Annotated in this window: 16 protein-coding genes; 11 read left to right on the top strand and 5 right to left on the bottom strand. The window is 40.7% G+C overall.

The window, feature by feature from the left end; genetic code table 11:
- The first annotated feature begins 47 nt into the window (after positions 1 to 47).
- From R9C00_28770 to R9C00_28730, 9 genes are all read left to right on the top strand, one after another.
- Positions 48 to 1,322: a Glu/Leu/Phe/Val dehydrogenase gene (locus tag R9C00_28770; GenBank protein WPO35694.1), complete on the top strand. Its 1,275-nt coding sequence runs from the start codon at positions 48 to 50 to the stop codon at positions 1,320 to 1,322.
- 72 nt (positions 1,323 to 1,394) lie between these two features.
- Entirely contained in the window at positions 1,395 to 2,054 is a 660-nt protein-coding gene (locus R9C00_28765; protein ID WPO35693.1) for a phosphatidylserine decarboxylase family protein, read from the top strand.
- Between the two features lie 313 nt (positions 2,055 to 2,367).
- Positions 2,368 to 3,771: a 3-isopropylmalate dehydratase large subunit gene (gene leuC / locus R9C00_28760; GenBank protein WPO38804.1), complete on the top strand. Its 1,404-nt coding sequence runs from the start codon at positions 2,368 to 2,370 to the stop codon at positions 3,769 to 3,771.
- 60 nt (positions 3,772 to 3,831) lie between these two features.
- Entirely contained in the window at positions 3,832 to 4,425 is a 594-nt protein-coding gene (gene leuD, locus R9C00_28755; GenBank protein WPO35692.1) for a 3-isopropylmalate dehydratase small subunit, read from the top strand.
- A 67-nt stretch (positions 4,426 to 4,492) separates the two neighbouring features.
- Positions 4,493 to 5,554 carry a 3-isopropylmalate dehydrogenase gene (gene leuB / locus R9C00_28750; protein ID WPO35691.1) on the top strand — a complete coding sequence of 354 codons (1,062 nt, stop codon included), beginning with the start codon at positions 4,493 to 4,495 and terminating at the stop codon, positions 5,552 to 5,554.
- A 138-nt stretch (positions 5,555 to 5,692) separates the two neighbouring features.
- Positions 5,693 to 6,418, top strand: coding sequence for a tRNA (guanosine(37)-N1)-methyltransferase TrmD (gene trmD / locus R9C00_28745; GenBank protein ID WPO35690.1), 726 nt, complete (start codon positions 5,693 to 5,695; stop codon positions 6,416 to 6,418).
- Between the two features lie 413 nt (positions 6,419 to 6,831).
- Positions 6,832 to 7,446 (top strand): YceI family protein, encoded by a 615-nt coding sequence (locus R9C00_28740; GenBank protein ID WPO35689.1) that lies wholly within the window; start codon positions 6,832 to 6,834, stop codon positions 7,444 to 7,446.
- 33 nt (positions 7,447 to 7,479) lie between these two features.
- Entirely contained in the window at positions 7,480 to 8,466 is a 987-nt protein-coding gene (locus R9C00_28735; protein WPO35688.1) for a formylglycine-generating enzyme family protein, read from the top strand.
- Between the two features lie 121 nt (positions 8,467 to 8,587).
- Positions 8,588 to 9,925: a Gfo/Idh/MocA family oxidoreductase gene (locus R9C00_28730; protein ID WPO35687.1), complete on the top strand. Its 1,338-nt coding sequence runs from the start codon at positions 8,588 to 8,590 to the stop codon at positions 9,923 to 9,925.
- Positions 9,926 to 10,002: 77 nt separating this feature from the next.
- Here R9C00_28730 and R9C00_28725 read toward each other — a convergent pair whose 3' ends face one another.
- Positions 10,003 to 11,322, bottom strand: coding sequence for a tetratricopeptide repeat protein (locus tag R9C00_28725; protein ID WPO35686.1), 1,320 nt, complete (start codon positions 11,320 to 11,322; stop codon positions 10,003 to 10,005).
- A 226-nt stretch (positions 11,323 to 11,548) separates the two neighbouring features.
- Entirely contained in the window at positions 11,549 to 12,598 is a 1,050-nt protein-coding gene (locus tag R9C00_28720; protein WPO35685.1) for an SPOR domain-containing protein, read from the bottom strand.
- A 423-nt stretch (positions 12,599 to 13,021) separates the two neighbouring features.
- Here R9C00_28720 and R9C00_28715 point away from each other — a divergent pair, with 423 nt between their 5' ends.
- Together R9C00_28715 and R9C00_28710 are read left to right on the top strand one after the other, a co-directional pair.
- Positions 13,022 to 14,200 carry a hypothetical protein gene (locus R9C00_28715; protein ID WPO35684.1) on the top strand — a complete coding sequence of 393 codons (1,179 nt, stop codon included), beginning with the start codon at positions 13,022 to 13,024 and terminating at the stop codon, positions 14,198 to 14,200.
- Positions 14,201 to 14,314: 114 nt separating this feature from the next.
- Positions 14,315 to 15,226 (top strand): TIGR01777 family oxidoreductase, encoded by a 912-nt coding sequence (locus R9C00_28710; GenBank protein WPO35683.1) that lies wholly within the window; start codon positions 14,315 to 14,317, stop codon positions 15,224 to 15,226.
- Positions 15,227 to 15,231: 5 nt separating this feature from the next.
- On the opposite strand, the gene ppk2 is transcribed toward R9C00_28710, so the two are convergent.
- The 3 genes from ppk2 to R9C00_28695 all read right to left on the bottom strand — a co-directional run bounded on the left by ppk2 (position 15,232) and on the right by R9C00_28695 (position 18,970).
- Complete coding sequence (ppk2, locus tag R9C00_28705; GenBank protein WPO35682.1) at positions 15,232 to 16,095, bottom strand: polyphosphate kinase 2; 864 nt, start codon at positions 16,093 to 16,095, stop codon at positions 15,232 to 15,234.
- Positions 16,096 to 16,240: 145 nt separating this feature from the next.
- Positions 16,241 to 17,239 carry an aspartate-semialdehyde dehydrogenase gene (locus R9C00_28700; GenBank protein ID WPO35681.1) on the bottom strand — a complete coding sequence of 333 codons (999 nt, stop codon included), beginning with the start codon at positions 17,237 to 17,239 and terminating at the stop codon, positions 16,241 to 16,243.
- 102 nt (positions 17,240 to 17,341) lie between these two features.
- Positions 17,342 to 18,970 carry a pyruvate dehydrogenase complex dihydrolipoamide acetyltransferase gene (locus R9C00_28695; protein WPO35680.1) on the bottom strand — a complete coding sequence of 543 codons (1,629 nt, stop codon included), beginning with the start codon at positions 18,968 to 18,970 and terminating at the stop codon, positions 17,342 to 17,344.
- Positions 18,971 to 19,128 lie beyond the last annotated feature (158 nt).

Raw genomic sequence — 19,128 nt, 5'->3', positions numbered from 1 at the left:
TGCAAACACCAATATAACACACATAATCACCTTATAAAAAGACAATTATGGCATATATCGAACCCGCTCCTATAAAAGACAAGGAGAACCCGTTTGAATCAATGATGTCAAGGTTTGACATTGCGGCCCAAAAACTAGGGCTAGACCGAGAAACGTACGAAGTGCTGAAAAGCCCCTCAAAACAGGTAATAGTTTCCCTACCTATCACTATGGACGATGGTAGCAAAAGAGTATTTGAAGGCTACCGTGTGATCCATTCCGATACGCTGGGTCCCTCAAAAGGTGGCGTGCGCTACGATCCCGGCGTAAACCTTGACGAGGTAAAAGCCTTGGCTGCATGGATGACCTGGAAATGTGCCGTAGTTGATATCCCTTATGGCGGTGCAAAAGGTGGAATTACCTGTACTCCATGGGAGATGTCCCAAGCTGAGCTAGAAAGGCTGACCCGAGCATATACAGTATCTATGTACCAAATTTTTGGGCCTGAACTCGACATACCTGCTCCTGATATGGGAACCGGGCCTCAAGAAATGGCTTGGATTATGGATGAATACTCAAAAGCCAATGGAAAAACAGTAAATGCCGTAGTTACAGGAAAACCTTTGGTACTAGGAGGCTCGCTTGGTAGAGCTGAAGCTACAGGGCGAGGCGTGATGGTTTCTGCGTTGGTAGCGATGGAAAAAATAAGGATTATTCCAGCAAAAGCTACTTGCGCTGTACAAGGTTTTGGTAATGTAGGTAGTCATGCGGCAAGTTTGCTAGCAGAAAGAGGAGTGAAAATCTTAGGTATAAGTGATCATACAGGCGCTTTTTATAATGCAAATGGCATTGATATCAAGAAAGCACTGGAATATAAAAAAGAGCATAATAATACATTAGCAGGGTTTGACGGCGGCGAGCTTATCACCAACGAAGAGCTACTAGAACTAGAGGTCGATTTACTAGTGCCAGCAGCTAAAGAAGACGTAATTACCCCTGTCAATGCACATAGGATAAATGCCAAGCTGATAGTAGAAGGTGCTAACGGACCAATGACAGCTAAAGCCGACCCTATTATTTATGGAAAGGGAACGAGGGTAGTGCCGGATATTTTGGCAAATGCAGGCGGAGTAACAGTTTCTTATTTTGAGTGGGTACAAAACCGCTTAGGCTACAAATGGACACAAGAGCGGGTAAACCGCCGAATGGACAGAATTATGAAAGAATCTTTTGAAAGGGTTTACCAGACTTCTGTAAAATATGACGTCACTATGAGAATCGCAGCCTATATAGTTGCTATTTCTAAAGTAGCGGAAACAAATAAACTCCGTGGAAGCTATTAACTTTGCAAAACGGAAAGGGGTTCGCCCCTTTCTTTTTACACTATTTAAATAATCCAAAGACAGCATAAATCTATGACCATTCATAAGGAAGGGCATCTCATTTTGATAGTAACCTTAGTTGTGCTAGGCGCAATTACGGTTGGCGTAAAAACCTTTTTCCCTGACCCAGCGTGGATATATTACCTCACTGCTACGGCAAGCCTTGTATTTTTCTTGCTTATCCTTCAGTTCTTCAGAAGCCCTAAAAGGATTGTGCCAGTCAATACCAAACATGTTATTGCCCCTGCCGACGGAAAAGTTGTAGTGATAGAAGAAACAGTAGAAAACGAATATTTCAAAGAAGCACGTAGGCAAGTCTCTATTTTTATGTCCCCAGTAAATGTACATATCAACAGAAACCCTATTGCTGGAATAGTTAAGTATTTTAAATACCACCCGGGCAAATATTTGGTAGCGTGGCACCCAAAATCTAGTACTGAAAATGAGCGTACGACCACGGTAGTCCAACATGAAAGCGGAATAGAAATTCTCTTTAGACAAATAGCCGGCGCTATGGCCCGCCGAATTAGGTGGTACATAAATGAAGGAGACAAGGTAGACCAAGGTGAAGAATTTGGCTTCATTAAGTTTGGATCAAGGGTAGATATATTTTTGCCTCTTGATGCAGAAGTTAAAGTCTCCCTTGAACAGAAAACCGTAGGTGGGCAAACTGTTATTGCAGAATTAGCATAGGATCATCAATTCTCTTGTCACAAGATAATTTTTTTTAGAGTATATTTGAAAAATCATTAAGTACTAGCGGCTATTCAATGAAAATTCTAAAAGAGAGAATTAGGCAGAAAAGCTAGACTTTTAGGAGTAGTTTTCGCAACGGTGACTCAAAGCAGCTTAGCAAACTTCAAATTTAACTGAGGGATGCAAGCTGAATTTTTTTACCCCAAAACTAAACTCCAAGGCTTTTGAATAAGCCGCTCACAAATGAGTTCGCTCATTTGTTTTGGTCATAAAACTTTATACTTATTTCAATATAATTAAAACTTTACAGATAATGGGAAAAACTCTGTTCGAAAAAGTGTGGGATGCACATGTTGTTCACAGCATTAATGATACTACCCATATTCTATATATCGACAAGCACTTAGTGCACGAAGTGACCAGTCCTCAGGCTTTTTCTGGGCTCGAAAAAAGAGGCATTAAAGCCTTTCGCCCTCAAAATACAGTAGCAACACCTGACCATAACGTTCCTACAGAAAACCAACATTTGCCTATCCAAGAAGAGCTTTCAAGGCTACAAGTAGCAAAGTTGAAAGACAACTGCGAGAAATATGGCGTACAGATGTTTGGCCTAGGGCACAAGTACCACGGTATTGTTCATATCATCGGTCCTGAGCTAGGTATTACTCAACCAGGCATGACGATAGTATGTGGCGATTCTCACACTTCTACTCACGGTGCATTTGGTTCTATTGCTTTCGGAATTGGCACTAGCCAAGTGGAAAGTGTTTTGGCTACTCAGTGCCTTTTACAGGCTAAGCCAAAAACCATGAAAATCCAAATAGATGGTACTTTGTCCAAAGGAGTTCTTTCAAAAGATATTATCCTTTACATCATCTCTAAAATTTCTTCTTCGGGAGGTACAGGTTATTTTGTAGAATTCTGTGGCACGGCGATCGAAGCTCTTTCTATGGAAGCAAGGATGACCATCTGTAACATGTCTATTGAGATGGGCGCGAGAGGTGGCATGATAGCTCCTGACCAAACTACTTTTGAGTATATACAAGGAAGAGAATTCGCACCAAAAGGCGAAGGTTGGGACAAAGCAGTTGCTTACTGGAGCACATTGAAATCTGATGACGATGCGAAGTTTGACAAAGAGCTTTACATCGACGCTGCGGATATTGCCCCAATGGTAACTTACGGTACCAACCCTGGCATGGGCGTAAAAGTTGATAGTTCAATCCCTACGTTGGACACCATCGACGGAGAAAACAACCAAATCACGTTCAAGAAATCTTTGGATTACATGGGTTTTGCCCCTGGCGATAAAATGCTAGGCAAAAAAATCGACTGGATTTTCTTGGGAAGCTGTACCAACGGCAGAATAGAAGATTTGAGAATTTTTGCCGATTATGTGAAAGGAAAGAAAAAGGCCGAGCACATTAACGACCTTATAGTTCCAGGTTCTAAACTTGTTGAAAAACAAGCAAAGGAAGAAGGATTGGATAAGATTATTGAAGAAGCTGGTTTCAAATTCCGTGAACCAGGTTGCTCAGCATGTTTGGCTATGAATGATGATAAAGTTCCTAAAGGGCAGTACAGCATTTCTACGTCAAACAGAAACTTTGAAGGAAGACAAGGACCAGGTGCCAGAACTTTATTGGCCAGCCCACTTACTGTAGCAGCCGCTGCTATCAATGGGTACATCACTGATGTGAGAGAAAGCAACTAAGCTGCCATTTCTATCAGTTTCATTCATCCTTGTTCAAAATTTTAAAATACAGTTTAAATAATGGAAAAATTTCAAACATTAGTTTCTACTGCAGTTCCTTTGCAAGTGGAAGATGTAGATACAGACCAGATTATACCAGCTAGATTTTTGAAGGCCACTACCAGAGATGGTTTTGGGGAAAACCTTTTCAGAGATTGGAGATACAACCCAGATGGTTCGCCAAAAGAGGATTTTGTGTTGAATGACTCTACTTACGCTGGCGAAATATTGGTTGGTGGAAAAAACTTTGGTAGCGGTTCTTCTCGTGAGCACGCTGCTTGGGCTATAAGGGATTATCCTTTTAAAGTAGTTATTTCTTCTTTCTTTGCCGATATTTTCAAAGGCAATGCCTTGAACAATGGCTTGCTACCTGTACAGGTTTCTGAAGCATTTTTGGGCACAATTTTCAAAGCAATTGAAAGTGACCATAAAACAGAATTCAAAATTGACCTTGTGAACCAAACCATTACTATTTTGAGTACTGGCGAGTCAGAGTCTTTTGAAATAGACGAGTACAAAAAAACCTGTATGATCAATGGCTATGATGATATAGACTATATCTTAAGCCTAAAAGACAAAATAGAGGCATACGAAGACAGTAAAATAAAATTCTAAAATAAATTCTTTTGCCCAAGGATTAGGCTCGCCTTTACCTTGGGCAGTTTTTTTAAGTCCGATTGAAATGAAAAAAAATATAGGATTACTTGGTGGCGATGGCATAGGCCCTGAAGTTGCCGCAGAAGGAGTAAAAGTATTAAACGCAGTAGCTGCAAAATTTGGTCATGAGTTCAACTTCACTGAAGCTTTGGTAGGCGCTGTGGCCATCGACGAAACTGGCGACCCTTTTCCAAATGAGACTTACGAAGTTTGTAAAAACTCAGATGCTGTTCTTTTCGGAGCTATTGGCCACCCAAAATATGACAATGATCCTACTGCACCTGTACGCCCAGAGCAAGGTTTATTGAGAATGAGGAAAATGTTGGGCCTTTTTGCCAACTTGCGCCCCGTTCAGAGCTACAAAGTATTGGAAGAAGCTTCTCCTCTAAAAGCTGACCGCATCAGCGGAACAGATATCTTGGTGTTTAGAGAATTGACTGGAGGGCTATATTTCGGTTCTCCAAGAGGCAGATCTGAAGATGGAAAAACTGCTTTTGAAACCAGCATCTACACCGAAGAAGAAATCATCAGAATTTCTAAGCTCGCTTTTGAAGCTGCTAAGAAGAGAAGAAACCTCGTTACCTTAGTAGATAAGGCAAACGTGTTGGTAACTTCAAGGCTTTGGAGAGAAGTAGTGACTAAGTTTGCCGCAGAAAACTACCCTGAGGTAAAATTGGAGTTCTTGTTTGTAGATAACGCTGCTATGCAGTTGATCTTGAACCCTTCTCAGTTCGATGTAATCTTAACCGAAAACTTATTTGGTGACATCATCACCGATGAAGCTTCTGTAATTGCTGGCTCATTGGGCATGTTGCCTTCTGCTTCTATTGGAAGCGGTTTGGGCTTATACGAGCCTATCCACGGTTCTTACCCACAGGCTGCTGGCAAAAATATAGCTAACCCTATGGCCTCTATCCTTTCAGCTGCTATGTTGCTAGAAACTTCTTTCGATATGGTAGAAGAAGCAAAAGCAATTAGGGATGCTGTAGAAGAAGCCTTGAACACCGGTTTTGTAACGGTTGATATCAACCCAGAGAAAAACTACTCGACTACTGAAGTAGGAGACAAAATCGCATCATTGATTTAGTCTTTTGTACTCATAATTTCATAGGAAAGCTCGGCAATGCCGGGCTTTTTTTGTGCCCTATTTTTCCTTCGAAAACACAAGGTTCTTTTTTGTCCTCCACTTCCTCTATTTTTGCACCAAAAAAATTGCAGTAAGAACATGCGAATAGATATCATCACTTGCCTACCAAAATTATTGGAAAGCCCTTTCAACCAGTCCATTTTGCACCGCGCCCAGCAAAAAGGGGTGGTAGAAGTGCATATCCACGACCTTCGGGAATATTCTACCATGAAGCACAAGCAAATTGACGACTATGCTTTTGGCGCAGGCGCAGGCATGGTAATGATGATAGAGCCGATTGACCGCTGCATAAGCAAATTGAAAGAGGAAAGAGACTACGACGAGGTAATCTACATGACTCCTGACGGCGAGCAGTTTGAACAAAAAACAGCAAACCAACTTTCCCTCCAGAAGAACTTGATTATCCTCTGCGGGCATTACAAAGGCGTGGACGAACGAGTGAGAGAGCATTTTATCACTAAGGAAATCAGTATTGGCGATTATGTACTCTCAGGTGGAGAACTTGCCGCTGCCGTAGTTGCAGATGCCATCATCCGTTTACTCCCTGGCGTACTTTCCGATGAGACTTCTGCCCTTACCGATTCTTTTCAAGACGATTTGGTAGCACCTCCCGTTTATACCCGGCCTGCGGAATACAAAGGAATGGCTGTCCCCGAAATAGTGCGCTCTGGCAACGATGCAAAAATAGAAGCATGGAGACTAGAGGAATCTATTAAACGAACTAAAAAAAGAAGGCCTGAACTCTTTGAAAAATTGAAAAAAAATGGGCTAGTACAGGAAAGCGTCAAAGAGAAGAAAAAATAATCCAAATCCCACTAGAGATAGTATTTAGGCAATCTCATTGTGTTCCACAAGCTAAAAAGCTGGCTTTTGGACAAACCTTAGCAATAGGGCTTGATAAAAACTCAAGCCCTCATTTTTTTCATTATCAGCAAACCATGTTGAGGTAATGATCAGCCACTCCATTTACAGCACCAAATGCCAGCTCCCCTATTAGAATAATGTGGTTTATCGAACAAAAACTCATACGAGCCAAATTAAAGTACCATTTCTTTCATTGCTTACTCCACATAGATTAAATTTATATCTCTAATAAAAGGGGGCATTTCACCTCATTTTACCTCCTTAGTATTAGAGGGTTATCATTCAGCGTGTTCTCGGCCGACTTCACAAATTATGCTGCTACACATTTTTTATTTAATTAAATAATTTTCACAATGTTCAAACTATCTAGTAAATTGATAATGATGAGCCTTATTTGGGTAATCACAGCCCAAACTTTGATGGCTCAAGACTTCACCCTCGCAGAAGAAAGTTCTGCAGAAATCAAAGGAACTTCTACCCTACATGAATGGACTACAACTGTCCCCGATGTCACAGGCAAACTGGTGGTCGAGAAGGCTTTTCTAAAAAAATCAGGTCCAAAAAACGGAGATGAGATCAAGAGTGTAGAAGTTAGCTTCAAGGTAAAAACAATGGATGGTGGCAGAGGCTCCACCATGAACAACAAAATTTTTAATGCTTTTAAAGAGCCTGAATACCCTGAAGTCACCTTCAAATCAACTGCCCCTATAGTAACAACTCAAACCATTGACAAATCTACTGGCAAATTCAAGGTAAAAGCTGTAGGAGACCTAAGCATGGCAGGCACTACCAAATCTGTTGAACTAGAGCTTGAAGGTCAGAAAATGGAAAATGGAGACCTACACTTCTTGGGCTCTCATACCCTCAAAATGACCGAATTCGACATTAAGCCCCCTTCGGCTATGTTTGGTCAAATTGTATGTGGTGACGATGTTACTATCAATTTTGACATCACCGCAAAACAATAGGAAGATTTCACCAAAAATTAAAAGACATAATCGATGATAAATTTATTAAAAAGACTAGCTCTTTTCTCAATCCTGCTCATAACAGTATTTTCTGCTTTTGGGCAAGAAGAAATCCCATTTGAACCCTACGAACAAACCATCCCTAACTCGAAAATTTCTTTTAACATGACGCCTATTGAAGGTGGAGAATTTTTACTGGGAAGCCCCGAAACCGAAGCTAATAGAAAAGAGGACGAAGGGCCGCAAAAAAAGATGGCAATTGAACCGTTTTGGATGGGTGTGCATGAAGTAACATTTGGCGAGTACGAAGTTTTTAGAGAAGCGGTACTTGATGTGAACGAAGACGGTTCTGAATACATGGGCGCTGGTGGAGCTGGTGTAACACGTCCCAGCCCCCCTTACGAAGATCCTACGTTTGGAATGGGGAAATATGGTTATCCAGCAGCAAGTATGACACAATTTGCCGCACTTATGTACTGCAAGTGGCTTTCAGAAAAAACTGGAGTGTTCTATCGTCTTCCCACTGAAGCCGAATGGGAATATGCTTGCCGAGCAGGCACTAACACAGCTTACTCTTTTGGCGACGAAGTGGATAGCCTAGATGCTTATGCTTGGCACTACGAAAACTGCAACGATACTTACCACAAAGTGGGAGAAAAGAAACCAAATCCTTGGGGACTTTACGATATGCATGGGAATGTAGCCGAATGGACACTGGACCAATATTCAGAAGATTTTTATACTACAATAGAAGAGGGAACAAGCCCTTGGGCTCAGCCAACTAAACTCCACCCTAGAACGGTGAGAGGTGGCTCTTGGAACGATGATCCTGATGCGCTGAGATCAGCAGCTCGTACCGAATCAAGTATGAAGTGGAAAAGACGTGACCCCCAAATCCCCAAAAGCTATTGGTGGAATACAGACTCCCCTTTTGTGGGCTTTAGGATAATTCGCCCGAAGAAACAACTGACTCCTGATGAAATGATGGAATTCTGGATGAAAGTACTGGACGAAGGCTAAGGTCACGGGCTGTTTTCACTAAATTTCATTTATAACTAGCGATATTAATTTCTTCTTAACTAGAAGAGTTATCAATATTTTTTTACTTGAACTAATTATATCATTCACAAACCCTTAGAAAATGGAAAGGAAAAAAACGGGAATCCTCAGAAGAGATTTCGTAAAAGGAGCTGCAGCTGCTGCAGGAGGAATTATTATGACTCCACTTGTGTCAAATGCTACCACCTCAACCTATAACTCATCGGTTGATGATACTATCAAGATAGCCTTAGTTGGTTGTGGAGGTAGAGGAACCGGAGCAGCCGTACAAGCGCTAAGCACAAAACAAAACCTGAAACTAGTAGCAATGTGTGATGCTTTTGAGGACAGGTTAGAAACAAGCTTAGGCAATATAATGAAACAAGAAGGCTATAATGCCGACGAAAAAGTTGCCGTTAAAAAGAAAAGTAAATTTGTTGGTTTTGATGGCTATAAAAAAGCCATAGATATGGCCGATGTAGTTATATTGGCTACCCCTCCAGGCTTCCGCCCTATCCACTTCGAATATGCCATTGAACAAGGAAAGCATATTTTCATGGAAAAACCTGTGGCTACCGATGCTCCCGGAATCAGAAAAGTGTTGGCTACTGCTGAAAAAGCGAAGCAAAAGAAGCTCAATGTAGTGGTTGGCCTTCAACGCCATTATCAAACCAACTATCGTGAGTTGATGAAGCGAGTCCACGATGGAGCTATTGGAGAAATTACTTCGGCTCAAGCTTACTGGAATGGTGGCGGAGTTTGGGTAAGACCAAGAAAAGAAGGCATGACCGAAATGGAATACCAAATGCGCAACTGGTATTATTTCAATTGGTTATGCGGAGACCATATAGCAGAACAACATGTTCATAACCTTGATGTTGTAAACTGGGCCAAGCAAAGCTACCCGGTAAGAGCACAGGGAATGGGAGGAAGAGAAGTAAGAAAAGGCAAGGAAAATGGTGAAATTTTTGACCACCACTTTGTTGAATTTGAATATGAGGATGGAAGCATCTTATCGAGCCAGTGCCGCCATATAAAAGGATGTATGAACCGAGTTTCAGAGTTTCTTCATGGAACAAAAGGTAGGGCTAGTACTCAAGGCAAAACAAGTATCACCGATCTGAAAGGAAACGTGATCTGGAGCCATAGGGACAGAGATGATCCAAACCCCTACCAACAAGAGCATGATGAACTTTTTGACGCTATAGCAAAAGGCGAATATAAATATGCTGATGCTGAAAATGGCGCAAAAAGCACCATGACAGCAATTTTGGGTAGGTTAGCTACCTATTCTGGGCAGCTGATAGAGTGGGATGATGCATTGAACTCTGACCTTAGTCTTATGCCGAAAAAGTTTGCATTTGATGCTGAACCTCCTATTCTTCCTGATTCAGATGGCTTCTATCCATCCGCTATTCCAGGCGTTACCAAAGTTTTATAAGAAATACTTTTTATTTTACACAAAAAAGGCGACCTATTTGGTCGCCTTTTCTTTTATGTTTTAGTCCAAATACCAATCTAGTAAGCACCAGCTTTCTTTTGCTTTGATTTGAACACTTCTTCTAGCTCAATTGCAGCAGCACCTCTGAATGGACCTTTTGCCGCACTTCGGAAAAAACCTTCCGCCTGATCGTAGTTTCCAGCGCTTTCGTAAGAAAGACCTATCAAGAAATTGAATTTTGCCTTAATTTCAGGAGTTAATTTTGGATTCTTTACAGACCTGCTCAACATTTCTGTTGCAGACTCTGGTTGTTTCAATTTATACTCACATGCCACTTGCAAGAACATCGCTTTATAATCTCTTGTACTTATGGAATTATATTTAGCACACTGCTCTAGGGCATCTGAGTATTCTTCGTTTTGAAAAAACAAAACTGCTAACTCATAGTACTTATCAGGCTGAACATTGCCATCTTTTTCTGCTTGAACAAGCTGCTTTTCAGCCACTTCAATAAGCTTCGTCTTACTAGTTTTAACTGCTGCCAATTTTGCCTCCAAGTCCAATGCTCCATCGGTAGTTGGATTTATCTTCTGAGCTAGCTTTAAGTAATCTTCACTTTTACCATATTCGTAAACCGAAAAATACACCTCAGCGACTTCCAAATAATGCTCTGGGGTAAATTGCCTGATTTTAACTTTATACTCTCCGTTGTCTGCTTTTTTGAAATATTCTTCCCCTTTAGCATACTCTCCCATTTTGTGATAAGCATACCCAAGTTCAAAGAAATACTTCTCGTTGCCTTCTACTTCTGGTACTTCATTTATAATCTTTGCAAGCAAATCAGATGCTGTTTTATAATCACCAATGTAGTTAAAGTACTGAGCCTCTAAAAACTTCAAGTCAAAACTATTGATCCCTAGTTTTTTTGCATCTTCTATATGAGCTAAAATTTGTTGGTGTTGCTGTACTGTAAAAAGGATGTCAACTATCTGTAATTTGTATTTAAGTCTGTTTTCAACATTATTGTCGTTGGCAAAAGCACTTTCATAGTTTTTTACAGATTTTGGAGCATTCCTGAACTGAGCATACAAATTTCCCAATACCTCGTAAGCCTCGTAGTAATCTGGCTTAACTTTTACGGCACGTTCCATTTCTTGAATAGCATTTTTGAATTTTGAAAGACCTATGTAACAATTAGCCTTCTTAAAATAAGCCTTTGCATATTTTGGATCCTTCTTAATTGCCTGATCTAACATAACTATTGCTTCTTCATAGCGATGGTTTGTGATCAACTGAGTAGCTTGATCTGCTAAATCTTCCGCTTCAGATTGAGCCCAAGCAAATGAATTCAGCAAAAAACAAAAGATAAGGACTAGGGAAATTTTGATTTGTTTCATTTTGAATATATCAGTTTATTTTTTTGATCTGACCAACTTATATTGACAAGGGAACCCACTACAGCAATGTGTAAAGTCAAATGCATTAAAAGAACTTTTGGAAGTACACTAGCGAATTATGCAATCAAAAAGCCCGTTCACTTTTATACCCTTCTCAACGAAGGATTAATAGATAACTGTAAAGGCAAAGGAAATTTATTTGGGTAAACTCATTGATGATCACTCTCTAGTACCCATTTCTTAGGTCTCTCAACTTCACTTCCATGTCCTCCTCTTTCAACTTTTCAAAATATTGTTCGGCAGTTTTTTTACTCACAAAATTCCCAACAAACACCTCAAATTTTATGTCCCCGCTATACTGATCAATCATGATATAGGCATCCCCAAGCTTCTTTTGTGACAACCTCCTACACAAGCCTTGTGCTGCTTCCAAGTCACCCAAAGAGCGAACAAAAACAGACCATTTATTTTTCTCTACCCTTACTCCATCGGGAGTGTACAGATACCTATAAAGAGGGTCAAATGAAATATATGGAGCAAAATAAGAGGAGTTTTCAGCTATGTTTCCCGTGGTGTCTTTCACTGGAACAAGCCAATCTGCCTGCAAAATCTGGAAGCTTTGAATTTCTGGATCGGCTTCAATATAAAGATAATTTGCATGACCATCTCCATTGGTAAGTTGCTTGGCTGTCCTACGGGGAATCGTATAAATTGTCACCAAAAAATTCTCCTTCCCTTCTTTAGCATCTGGTGAAGCCTTGGGAGCCACTCTCACAAAATCGATAATACCGTCACTATTGAATTCGCCAAAAGTATCGATCCCCTCAAAAAGACTAGAAAAAGATACTTGAATTATTTTTTCAGGTTTTGTTATGTCAAACACATTGTAGCATCTGTACCTACACCCTTCCCCATCACAATCCTCTCTAAAGTTGATGATCATGAGGTACGACTTACCTAGGTAGCTAAATTCTTTCACATCTAAGATGTTATTATAATTTTGCCTGATCGACATTTCAATACCACAGTAATACACAAAATGCTGGTTGTTGAGATAAAGTCCCGTTGGGTTGGGATTAAATATATTATCGTACTGAGCACCGTTCACAAAATAAGTCTTGAAGTCCACGCTACAGTTCTTGTAGACAGTGTAGGACGTATCCGCCTCTTCTACAAAACCGGCAACCACAGGCTCACCTACTATGTTAACCGATTCTTGGGAAAGCATACTGAATGTGTAGAACTCTCCTTGTCCAGAAGCCTTATTTGTAACCAAAAACGTTATAAATAATAGAAATAAAGTATGTCTCATAAAACTGAACACATGAATTGAAATTTGCTCTTTCTAATAAAATACAGACGTTCCTAGTATGTATCAAATACTAAACTAGAAATAGCTTTTCTGTAAAAAACTTAATATTGGTAACCTTAAGTGTCGAAGTTATTTGGCTATAAAGCTGGAGGCATCACCATATTTTTAAGGCTGAGCGCACCATATATTTATACGAAAATTGCATGCTTTTATTCACTTATGAAGCCTTTTCTTTTGAAGAGGTGGACACCCGCTCTAATTTTTTGAAAATTCCATTTCTAACATTCCCTCCACTCCAAAAAAATGCAATAAATAAAATTTGCCCTAGTTAAAAATTAAAACATGTCAACCAGACTTCATACCACAAAAGTGAATAACCAAACAGTTATGAAAAATAGTATTACTTTCTTATTAACCTTTTTAGCAATTAATGGGCTTTGGGCTCAAGAAGCTAAGCCAACCTTATTAGTAGATGGGGGCAACAAATTTGCCCGCAAATACAGCCTTCTCTTAGAAATGGAATGCAAAGGAGCACACCAAATGATGCTCAGCACAAGCGATAAAAAATATGGTGCTAATTGGGAACCATTTGAAGAAAAAGTAGAAAATTGGCCCATTCCTCATATAGATGGAGAATTGACGGTATATGTACAATTTCGGGACAAGGATGCAAACCTGATTGGTGCCGCAAAAGATGTTATCATTGTAGATGCCACACCGCCCGAAAATCCAGTAGTTACTATTGAAATTCCTGGAAAACTTACCAACGACCCAAGCTTGCTCTGCGACCTTACACTGGAAGCAAAAGATGCCAAATACATGATGGTGAGCAACCATAACACTTTTTATGACCAAAAGTGGATGATGTATAAAGAAGAAGTCCTCGATTGGCAATTGGAAAAAGGAACAGATGGTCCTAGAACTGTTTATGTAAAATTTAGGGATATTGCCGGCAACCCGACCGAAGTTGTTTCTGATGAAATCCAGTTTGATACGCAACCTCCTTTTTCGTGTAAAATGGTAATTGATGATGATAAGAGGTATTCCCTCATGCAAAACCATAAGGGCAAACTATCAATATTTGCCAAAGAAGCAGATTTTATGAAAGTAAGCCATTCGAAAGATTTTGCAGGAGTAGAATGGACCCCTTTTACAGAAGAGCTAGACTGGACTCTAGAAGGCGATGATGGGCAAAAAATAGTGTATGCAAAGTTTAAGGACAAAGCTGGAAACGAATCTGAAACTATTTCTGACGAAATTTTCCTCGACACACAACCTCCTCAGGATTGTGGTATCCTTATAGACGGCGGAGCAGGACTCACTACCGAGATCAACAAAATTGTAAAACTTAGCCTAAAAGCTACCGATGCAGAATTGATGATGATAAGTAACCACGCAAGTTTTCAAAAAGCGAGGTGGCAAAACTTCCAAACTACTATTGACGCATGGAAACTCGATGGTGAAAAAGATGGAATCCGAAGGGTTTTTGTAAAGTACAAAGATAAAGCTGGTAATATCACATCACCTTTTATTGCAACAATCCAGCTAATACGAGGCATTAAATAAAAACAATCACTTTCCACTAAACCCAGAGTCTGCCGCTCTGGGTTTTCTTTTCTCATTTTTCCAACATTCCTCCTAATTTGCTTGTTTCAAGTAGCAAAAGCAACCTATTCTTTCATGTCCCAAAAAATATTAATTACCGGAGGTACAGGGCTAGTTGGCCAAGCTCTCACCAAACTTTTACTTCAGCACAATTATGAGGTAAGCTATCTAAGTAGGCAAAAAAATGGCAAAACAAAAAATATAAAACACTACCAGTGGAATATTAAAAAAGGCTTTTTGGAAGAAGAGGCGATTCGAGAAGCTGACTATATTATCCACTTAGCAGGTGCTGGAGTGGCGGAGGAAAAATGGACAGAAAAACGAAAAAACGTAATTTTAGAAAGCCGCACCAAGTCTACTGAACTCCTTCTCGATAAAATAAAATCAACACCAAACAAACTAAAAGGCTTTATTTCCGCAACTGCCATTGGTATTTATGGCGAAACAGGAAATTCTTTAGTTGATGAAAACGCCAAACCTGGAGACGATTTCTTGGCAAAAGTGTGTGTAGAGTGGGAAAAAGAAGTTGATAAAATTGCCGCTACGGGGCTTCGAACTGCAAAAATTCGCATTGGGGTCGTATTAGCTCCCGAAGGTGGGGCATTGTCGCAAATTGCCAAGCCCATCCAGTACTTTGTAGGAGCACCACTTGGAAATGGCGAACAATACATGTCTTGGATTCATATAGACGATCTTTGTCAGCTCTTTCTGAAAACAATAAAAGACGAAACTATGGAAGGTGCATTTAATGCAGTTGCCCCCAATCCCGTGACCATGGAGCAAATGGTCGCAGCTATTGCCCGCACCATAAATCGTCCAGTATTTCCCATCAACGTTCCTGTTTTTGTGCTCAAGGGAATTATGGGGGAAATGTCGGGAATTGTACTTGCCAGTACACGAGTTTCCTCCAAAAAAACTGAAGGAACTGGATTCGAATTCCAGTTTCCCCATTTGCTTCCCGCGCTCAAAAATCTTTTCAGAAAATAGCAGTGCTAAAAAATCTCAGGAATAAAAGTCTGCTCGTCCATAGGAGGACGGATGTAGCTTTTGGAAGTATCTTTTGGGGTAAGCTTCAGATCTCCATATTTGATTGGGTCGTAAGGGATTTTGCTTAAAAAATGGGCAATACAATTAAGCCTTGCCTTTTTCTTATCGTCAGCGTTCACCACATACCACGGCGATTGCTTGGTATCCGTATAAGAGAACATTTCGTCTTTTGCCTTGGAATAAAAAAGCCATTTTTCCCTCGACTTCAAATCCATCGGGCTAAATTTCCACCTCTTCAGTGGTGAATTGATTCGCTCCAAAAACCTCGCTTCTTGCTGCTCATCACTCACCGAAAACCAATATTTTATCAAGATAATGCCCGACCTTATCAACATCCGCTCAAACTCTGGGCAAGACCTCAAAAATTCCCTGTACTCGTCTTCCGTACAAAAACCCATCACCCTTTCTACTCCTGCACGGTTGTACCAACTTCTGTCAAATAATACTATTTCCCCAGCTGCTGGTAAGTGGGAAACATAGCGTTGGAAATACCACTGTGTTTTTTCTCGCTCGGTAGGAACCCCAAGCGCTACTACTTTACATACCCTATGGCTAAGCTTTTCGGTAATCCGCTTAATTGCACCACCCTTCCCAGCAGCATCTCTTCCTTCAAATAAAACTACTACCTTTAACCCATCTTTCTTCACCGTTTCTTGTAGCTTCACCAGTTCCGTCTGAAGTTTCCTGAGCTCCTTAGCATAGCTCCATTTCTTTTTCTTTTTCAGAACTTTCTTCTTCCCCCCTACTTGCAGGGTGATTTCCGTCGGGATTTCAGGATTTCCATCTTGTTCATTTAGCTCATCTATCATCAATCGTAAAATTTACTTTCAAAAAATTGGGTTGTAACGAACTTCAATATACCAAAAATTTGGCAATTTGTTAAAATGAAAAATCCTGCCTAGCCATATTTTGCCAGACAGGATTTCTTATATACGCAAAGTGAAAAGGCAAAACCTAAGCCAAGCCAGCTTTAACCAAATATTCAGCAATTTGAACCGCATTGGTAGCAGCACCTTTCCGAAGGTTATCGGCCACAATCCACATATTCACAGTTTTCTCCTGCGTTTCATCTCTTCTGATCCTTCCTACAAAAACTTCGTCGCGGTTATGCGCGTTGATCGGCATGGGGTACACTAAGTTCTTCACATCATCTTCAATGATGATTCCCTCGGTAGCAGCCAAAACTTCTGTAAGCTCTCCTACCTCAAATTCATTTTCAAACTCGATGTTCACCGACTCAGAATGCCCGCCCATAGTAGGGATACGCACCGTAGTAGCGGTTACTTTTACGTTCTCGTCCCCTAAGATTTTCACGGTTTCGTTCACCATTTTCATTTCCTCTTTGGTGTAACCATTGTCACCAAACACGTCGATATGAGGTAGCACGTTCATATCGATGCGGTATGGATACGCCATTTCTTCAGGAGTCAGGTCTTTGCCTGCACGTTCGGCCATCATTTGGTCAACCGCAGCTTTTCCAGTACCTGTTACCGACTGGTAGGTAGAAACTACTACTCGTTTTATTCCATATTTATCGTGTAGCGGCGCCAATGCCAATACCATTTGGATGGTAGAGCAATTAGGGTTCGCTATTATCTTGTCTTCTTTGGTAAGCTCTTTGGCATTGATTTCAGGAACTACCAATTTTTTGGTTGGGTCCATCCTCCATGCAGAAGAATTATCAACCACTGTGGTTCCTGCTTCGGCAAAAAGTGGGGCAAACTTCAATGAAGTTCCTCCTCCAGCTGAAAAAATAGCGATATCAGGCTTAGCGGCAATTGCCTCTTCCATTCCGATAACGGTATATTCTTTTCCTTTAAAAGTGATCTTTTTCCCAACTGACCTGCTTGAAGCTACTGGCAACAATTCATCAATTTGAAAATTACGGTTTTCCAATACTTTGAAAACCTCTCCGCCTACCAAGCCGGTGGCGCCTACTACTGCTAACTTCATGGGTTTGAATAATTAAAGGTGTTTAGAATAAGAATTACAAATATAAAAAAAGAGGCTGTCCTTTTAGTAAGAACAGCCTCTTGAATGAATACAATATGTCGTTTAAACGAGGATTCTTACCGGATCTTCGAGCAACTGTTTAAGTGTTTGTAAAAATGCAGCACCAATAGCTCCATCTACCACTCTGTGGTCGCAAGAAAGCGTAACCTTCATTACATTACCTGGTTTTATCTCACCATCTTTCACTACAGGCACTTGTTTAATACCACCCACTGCAAGCATACATGCGTTAGGAGGGCTTAGGATAGCTGTAAACTCTTCAATACCGAACATACCCAAATTTGAGATAGAGAACGTAGCCCCTTCCCACTCTTCAGGTTGTAATTTTTTATTTTTCGCCTTTCCAGCTAAATCCTTTACCTCAGCAGAAATCTGAGACAATTGTTTAGTATCAGCAAAACGCACAACAGGGATAAACATCCCTTCCGGAACCGCTACCACTACTCCAACATTTACATGGTGGTTTAAGCGGATAGTGTCTTCTAGCCATGAAGCATTTACTTGAGGGTGTTGCTTTAAGGCAACTGCTACTGCTTTAATTACAATATCATTAAATGAAATTTTAACAGGAGCAATCTCATTCATCCCTTTTCTAGCTTCTATTGCTTTATCCATGTTGATGTCCATGGTTACATAGAAGTGAGGAGCGGTAAATTTGCTATCAACCACACGTTTGTTCACTGCTTTCCTCATCTGGCTTACAGGCTCATCAGTATAGCTCTCTTGGCCAATAGGAGCAGCAGATACTGAACTACTCGCTGCAGGAGCAGCTGAAGGCTGGAATGCTTCCACATCCCTTTTAATAACCCTGCCATTTTCGCCAGAACCTGGAATACTAGCTAAATCATAGCCTTTTTCCTCCGCCAATTTTTTAGCAAGTGGTGAAGCTTTTACACGACCACCAGGAGCCGTAACAGTACCAGCTGGTGCTGGAGGAGCAGCTGCTTTCGATGCAGGTGTTGCTTCGGCTTTTGCCGCTGGAGCAGTTTCTGCCTTAGGAGCAGGCGCTTCACTAGCACCGCTTTCCTTCTGAGCATAATGCTGCAATATTTTATCGTAATCAGCTCCTTCCTCACCTATGATAGCAATTACTCCATCAACTGGTACGGATTTCCCTGCTTCTACCGCAAGGTAAAGAACTGTTCCATCTTCGTAGTTTTCAAGCTCCATAGTAGCCTTATCGGTTTCTACTTCAGCAAGAATATCCCCAGAAGATACTTTATCGCCAACTTTCACCAACCATGAAGCGATAACGCCTTCAACCATGGTATCGCTCATTTTTGGCATAGTGATAGCCTCTGCAGGAATAGATGAAATATCTATAGATGGAGACGATGGAGCACTTTCAGCTGCGGGAGCTTCAGCAGGAGCTTCTTTAACTGCCCCATTGCCAGCAGAAGCGGCGCTGTCTAACAGACTTTGGTAGTCTTCTCCTTCTTCACCGATAATAGCAATAACACCATCAACAGCTACAGAATTTTTCTCTTCTACGCCCAGGTACAAGATTGTTCCATCTTCATAGTTTTCAAGCTCCATAGTAGCCTTATCGGTCTCTACCTCGGCAAGGATATCTCCAGATGAAACTGTATCTCCAACCTTCACTAGCCACGATGCAATGACACCTTCGGTCATGGTGTCGCTCATTTTCGGCATTCTTATTATTTCTGCCATAAATATCTTATCTTATTTATTCGCCATACGAAATGGCCTTGAGTGATTAATAATGCAATTTTGGTTTATTTATAGACCTCGCAAAGTTAAAATGTTATCTGAAATTCAGTGGTTTTGAAAGGATTTAATTTTAATATTTTAAACTATTCCTTTCGAAT

This window comes from Flammeovirgaceae bacterium SG7u.111, from assembly GCA_034044135.1.
Lineage (GTDB): Bacteria > Bacteroidota > Bacteroidia > Cytophagales > Flammeovirgaceae.
The sequence above is the reverse complement of the archived record's forward strand: the minus strand, read 5'-3'. Positions and strand labels throughout refer to the sequence as shown.

Coding starts and splice junctions, on each gene's coding strand:
- R9C00_28770 (WPO35694.1), top strand. CDS start 48: ATGGCATATATCGAACCCGCTCCTATAAAAGACAAGGAGAACCCGTTT.
- R9C00_28765 (WPO35693.1), top strand. CDS start 1,395: ATGACCATTCATAAGGAAGGGCATCTCATTTTGATAGTAACCTTAGTT.
- leuD (WPO35692.1), top strand. CDS start 3,832: ATGGAAAAATTTCAAACATTAGTTTCTACTGCAGTTCCTTTGCAAGTG.
- leuB (WPO35691.1), top strand. CDS start 4,493: ATGAAAAAAAATATAGGATTACTTGGTGGCGATGGCATAGGCCCTGAA.
- trmD (WPO35690.1), top strand. CDS start 5,693: ATGCGAATAGATATCATCACTTGCCTACCAAAATTATTGGAAAGCCCT.
- R9C00_28740 (WPO35689.1), top strand. CDS start 6,832: ATGTTCAAACTATCTAGTAAATTGATAATGATGAGCCTTATTTGGGTA.
- R9C00_28735 (WPO35688.1), top strand. CDS start 7,480: ATGATAAATTTATTAAAAAGACTAGCTCTTTTCTCAATCCTGCTCATA.
- R9C00_28730 (WPO35687.1), top strand. CDS start 8,588: ATGGAAAGGAAAAAAACGGGAATCCTCAGAAGAGATTTCGTAAAAGGA.
- R9C00_28725 (WPO35686.1), bottom strand. CDS start 11,322: ATGAAACAAATCAAAATTTCCCTAGTCCTTATCTTTTGTTTTTTGCTG.
- R9C00_28715 (WPO35684.1), top strand. CDS start 13,022: ATGAAAAATAGTATTACTTTCTTATTAACCTTTTTAGCAATTAATGGG.
- R9C00_28710 (WPO35683.1), top strand. CDS start 14,315: ATGTCCCAAAAAATATTAATTACCGGAGGTACAGGGCTAGTTGGCCAA.
- ppk2 (WPO35682.1), bottom strand. CDS start 16,095: ATGATAGATGAGCTAAATGAACAAGATGGAAATCCTGAAATCCCGACG.
- R9C00_28700 (WPO35681.1), bottom strand. CDS start 17,239: ATGAAGTTAGCAGTAGTAGGCGCCACCGGCTTGGTAGGCGGAGAGGTT.
- R9C00_28695 (WPO35680.1), bottom strand. CDS start 18,970: ATGGCAGAAATAATAAGAATGCCGAAAATGAGCGACACCATGACCGAA.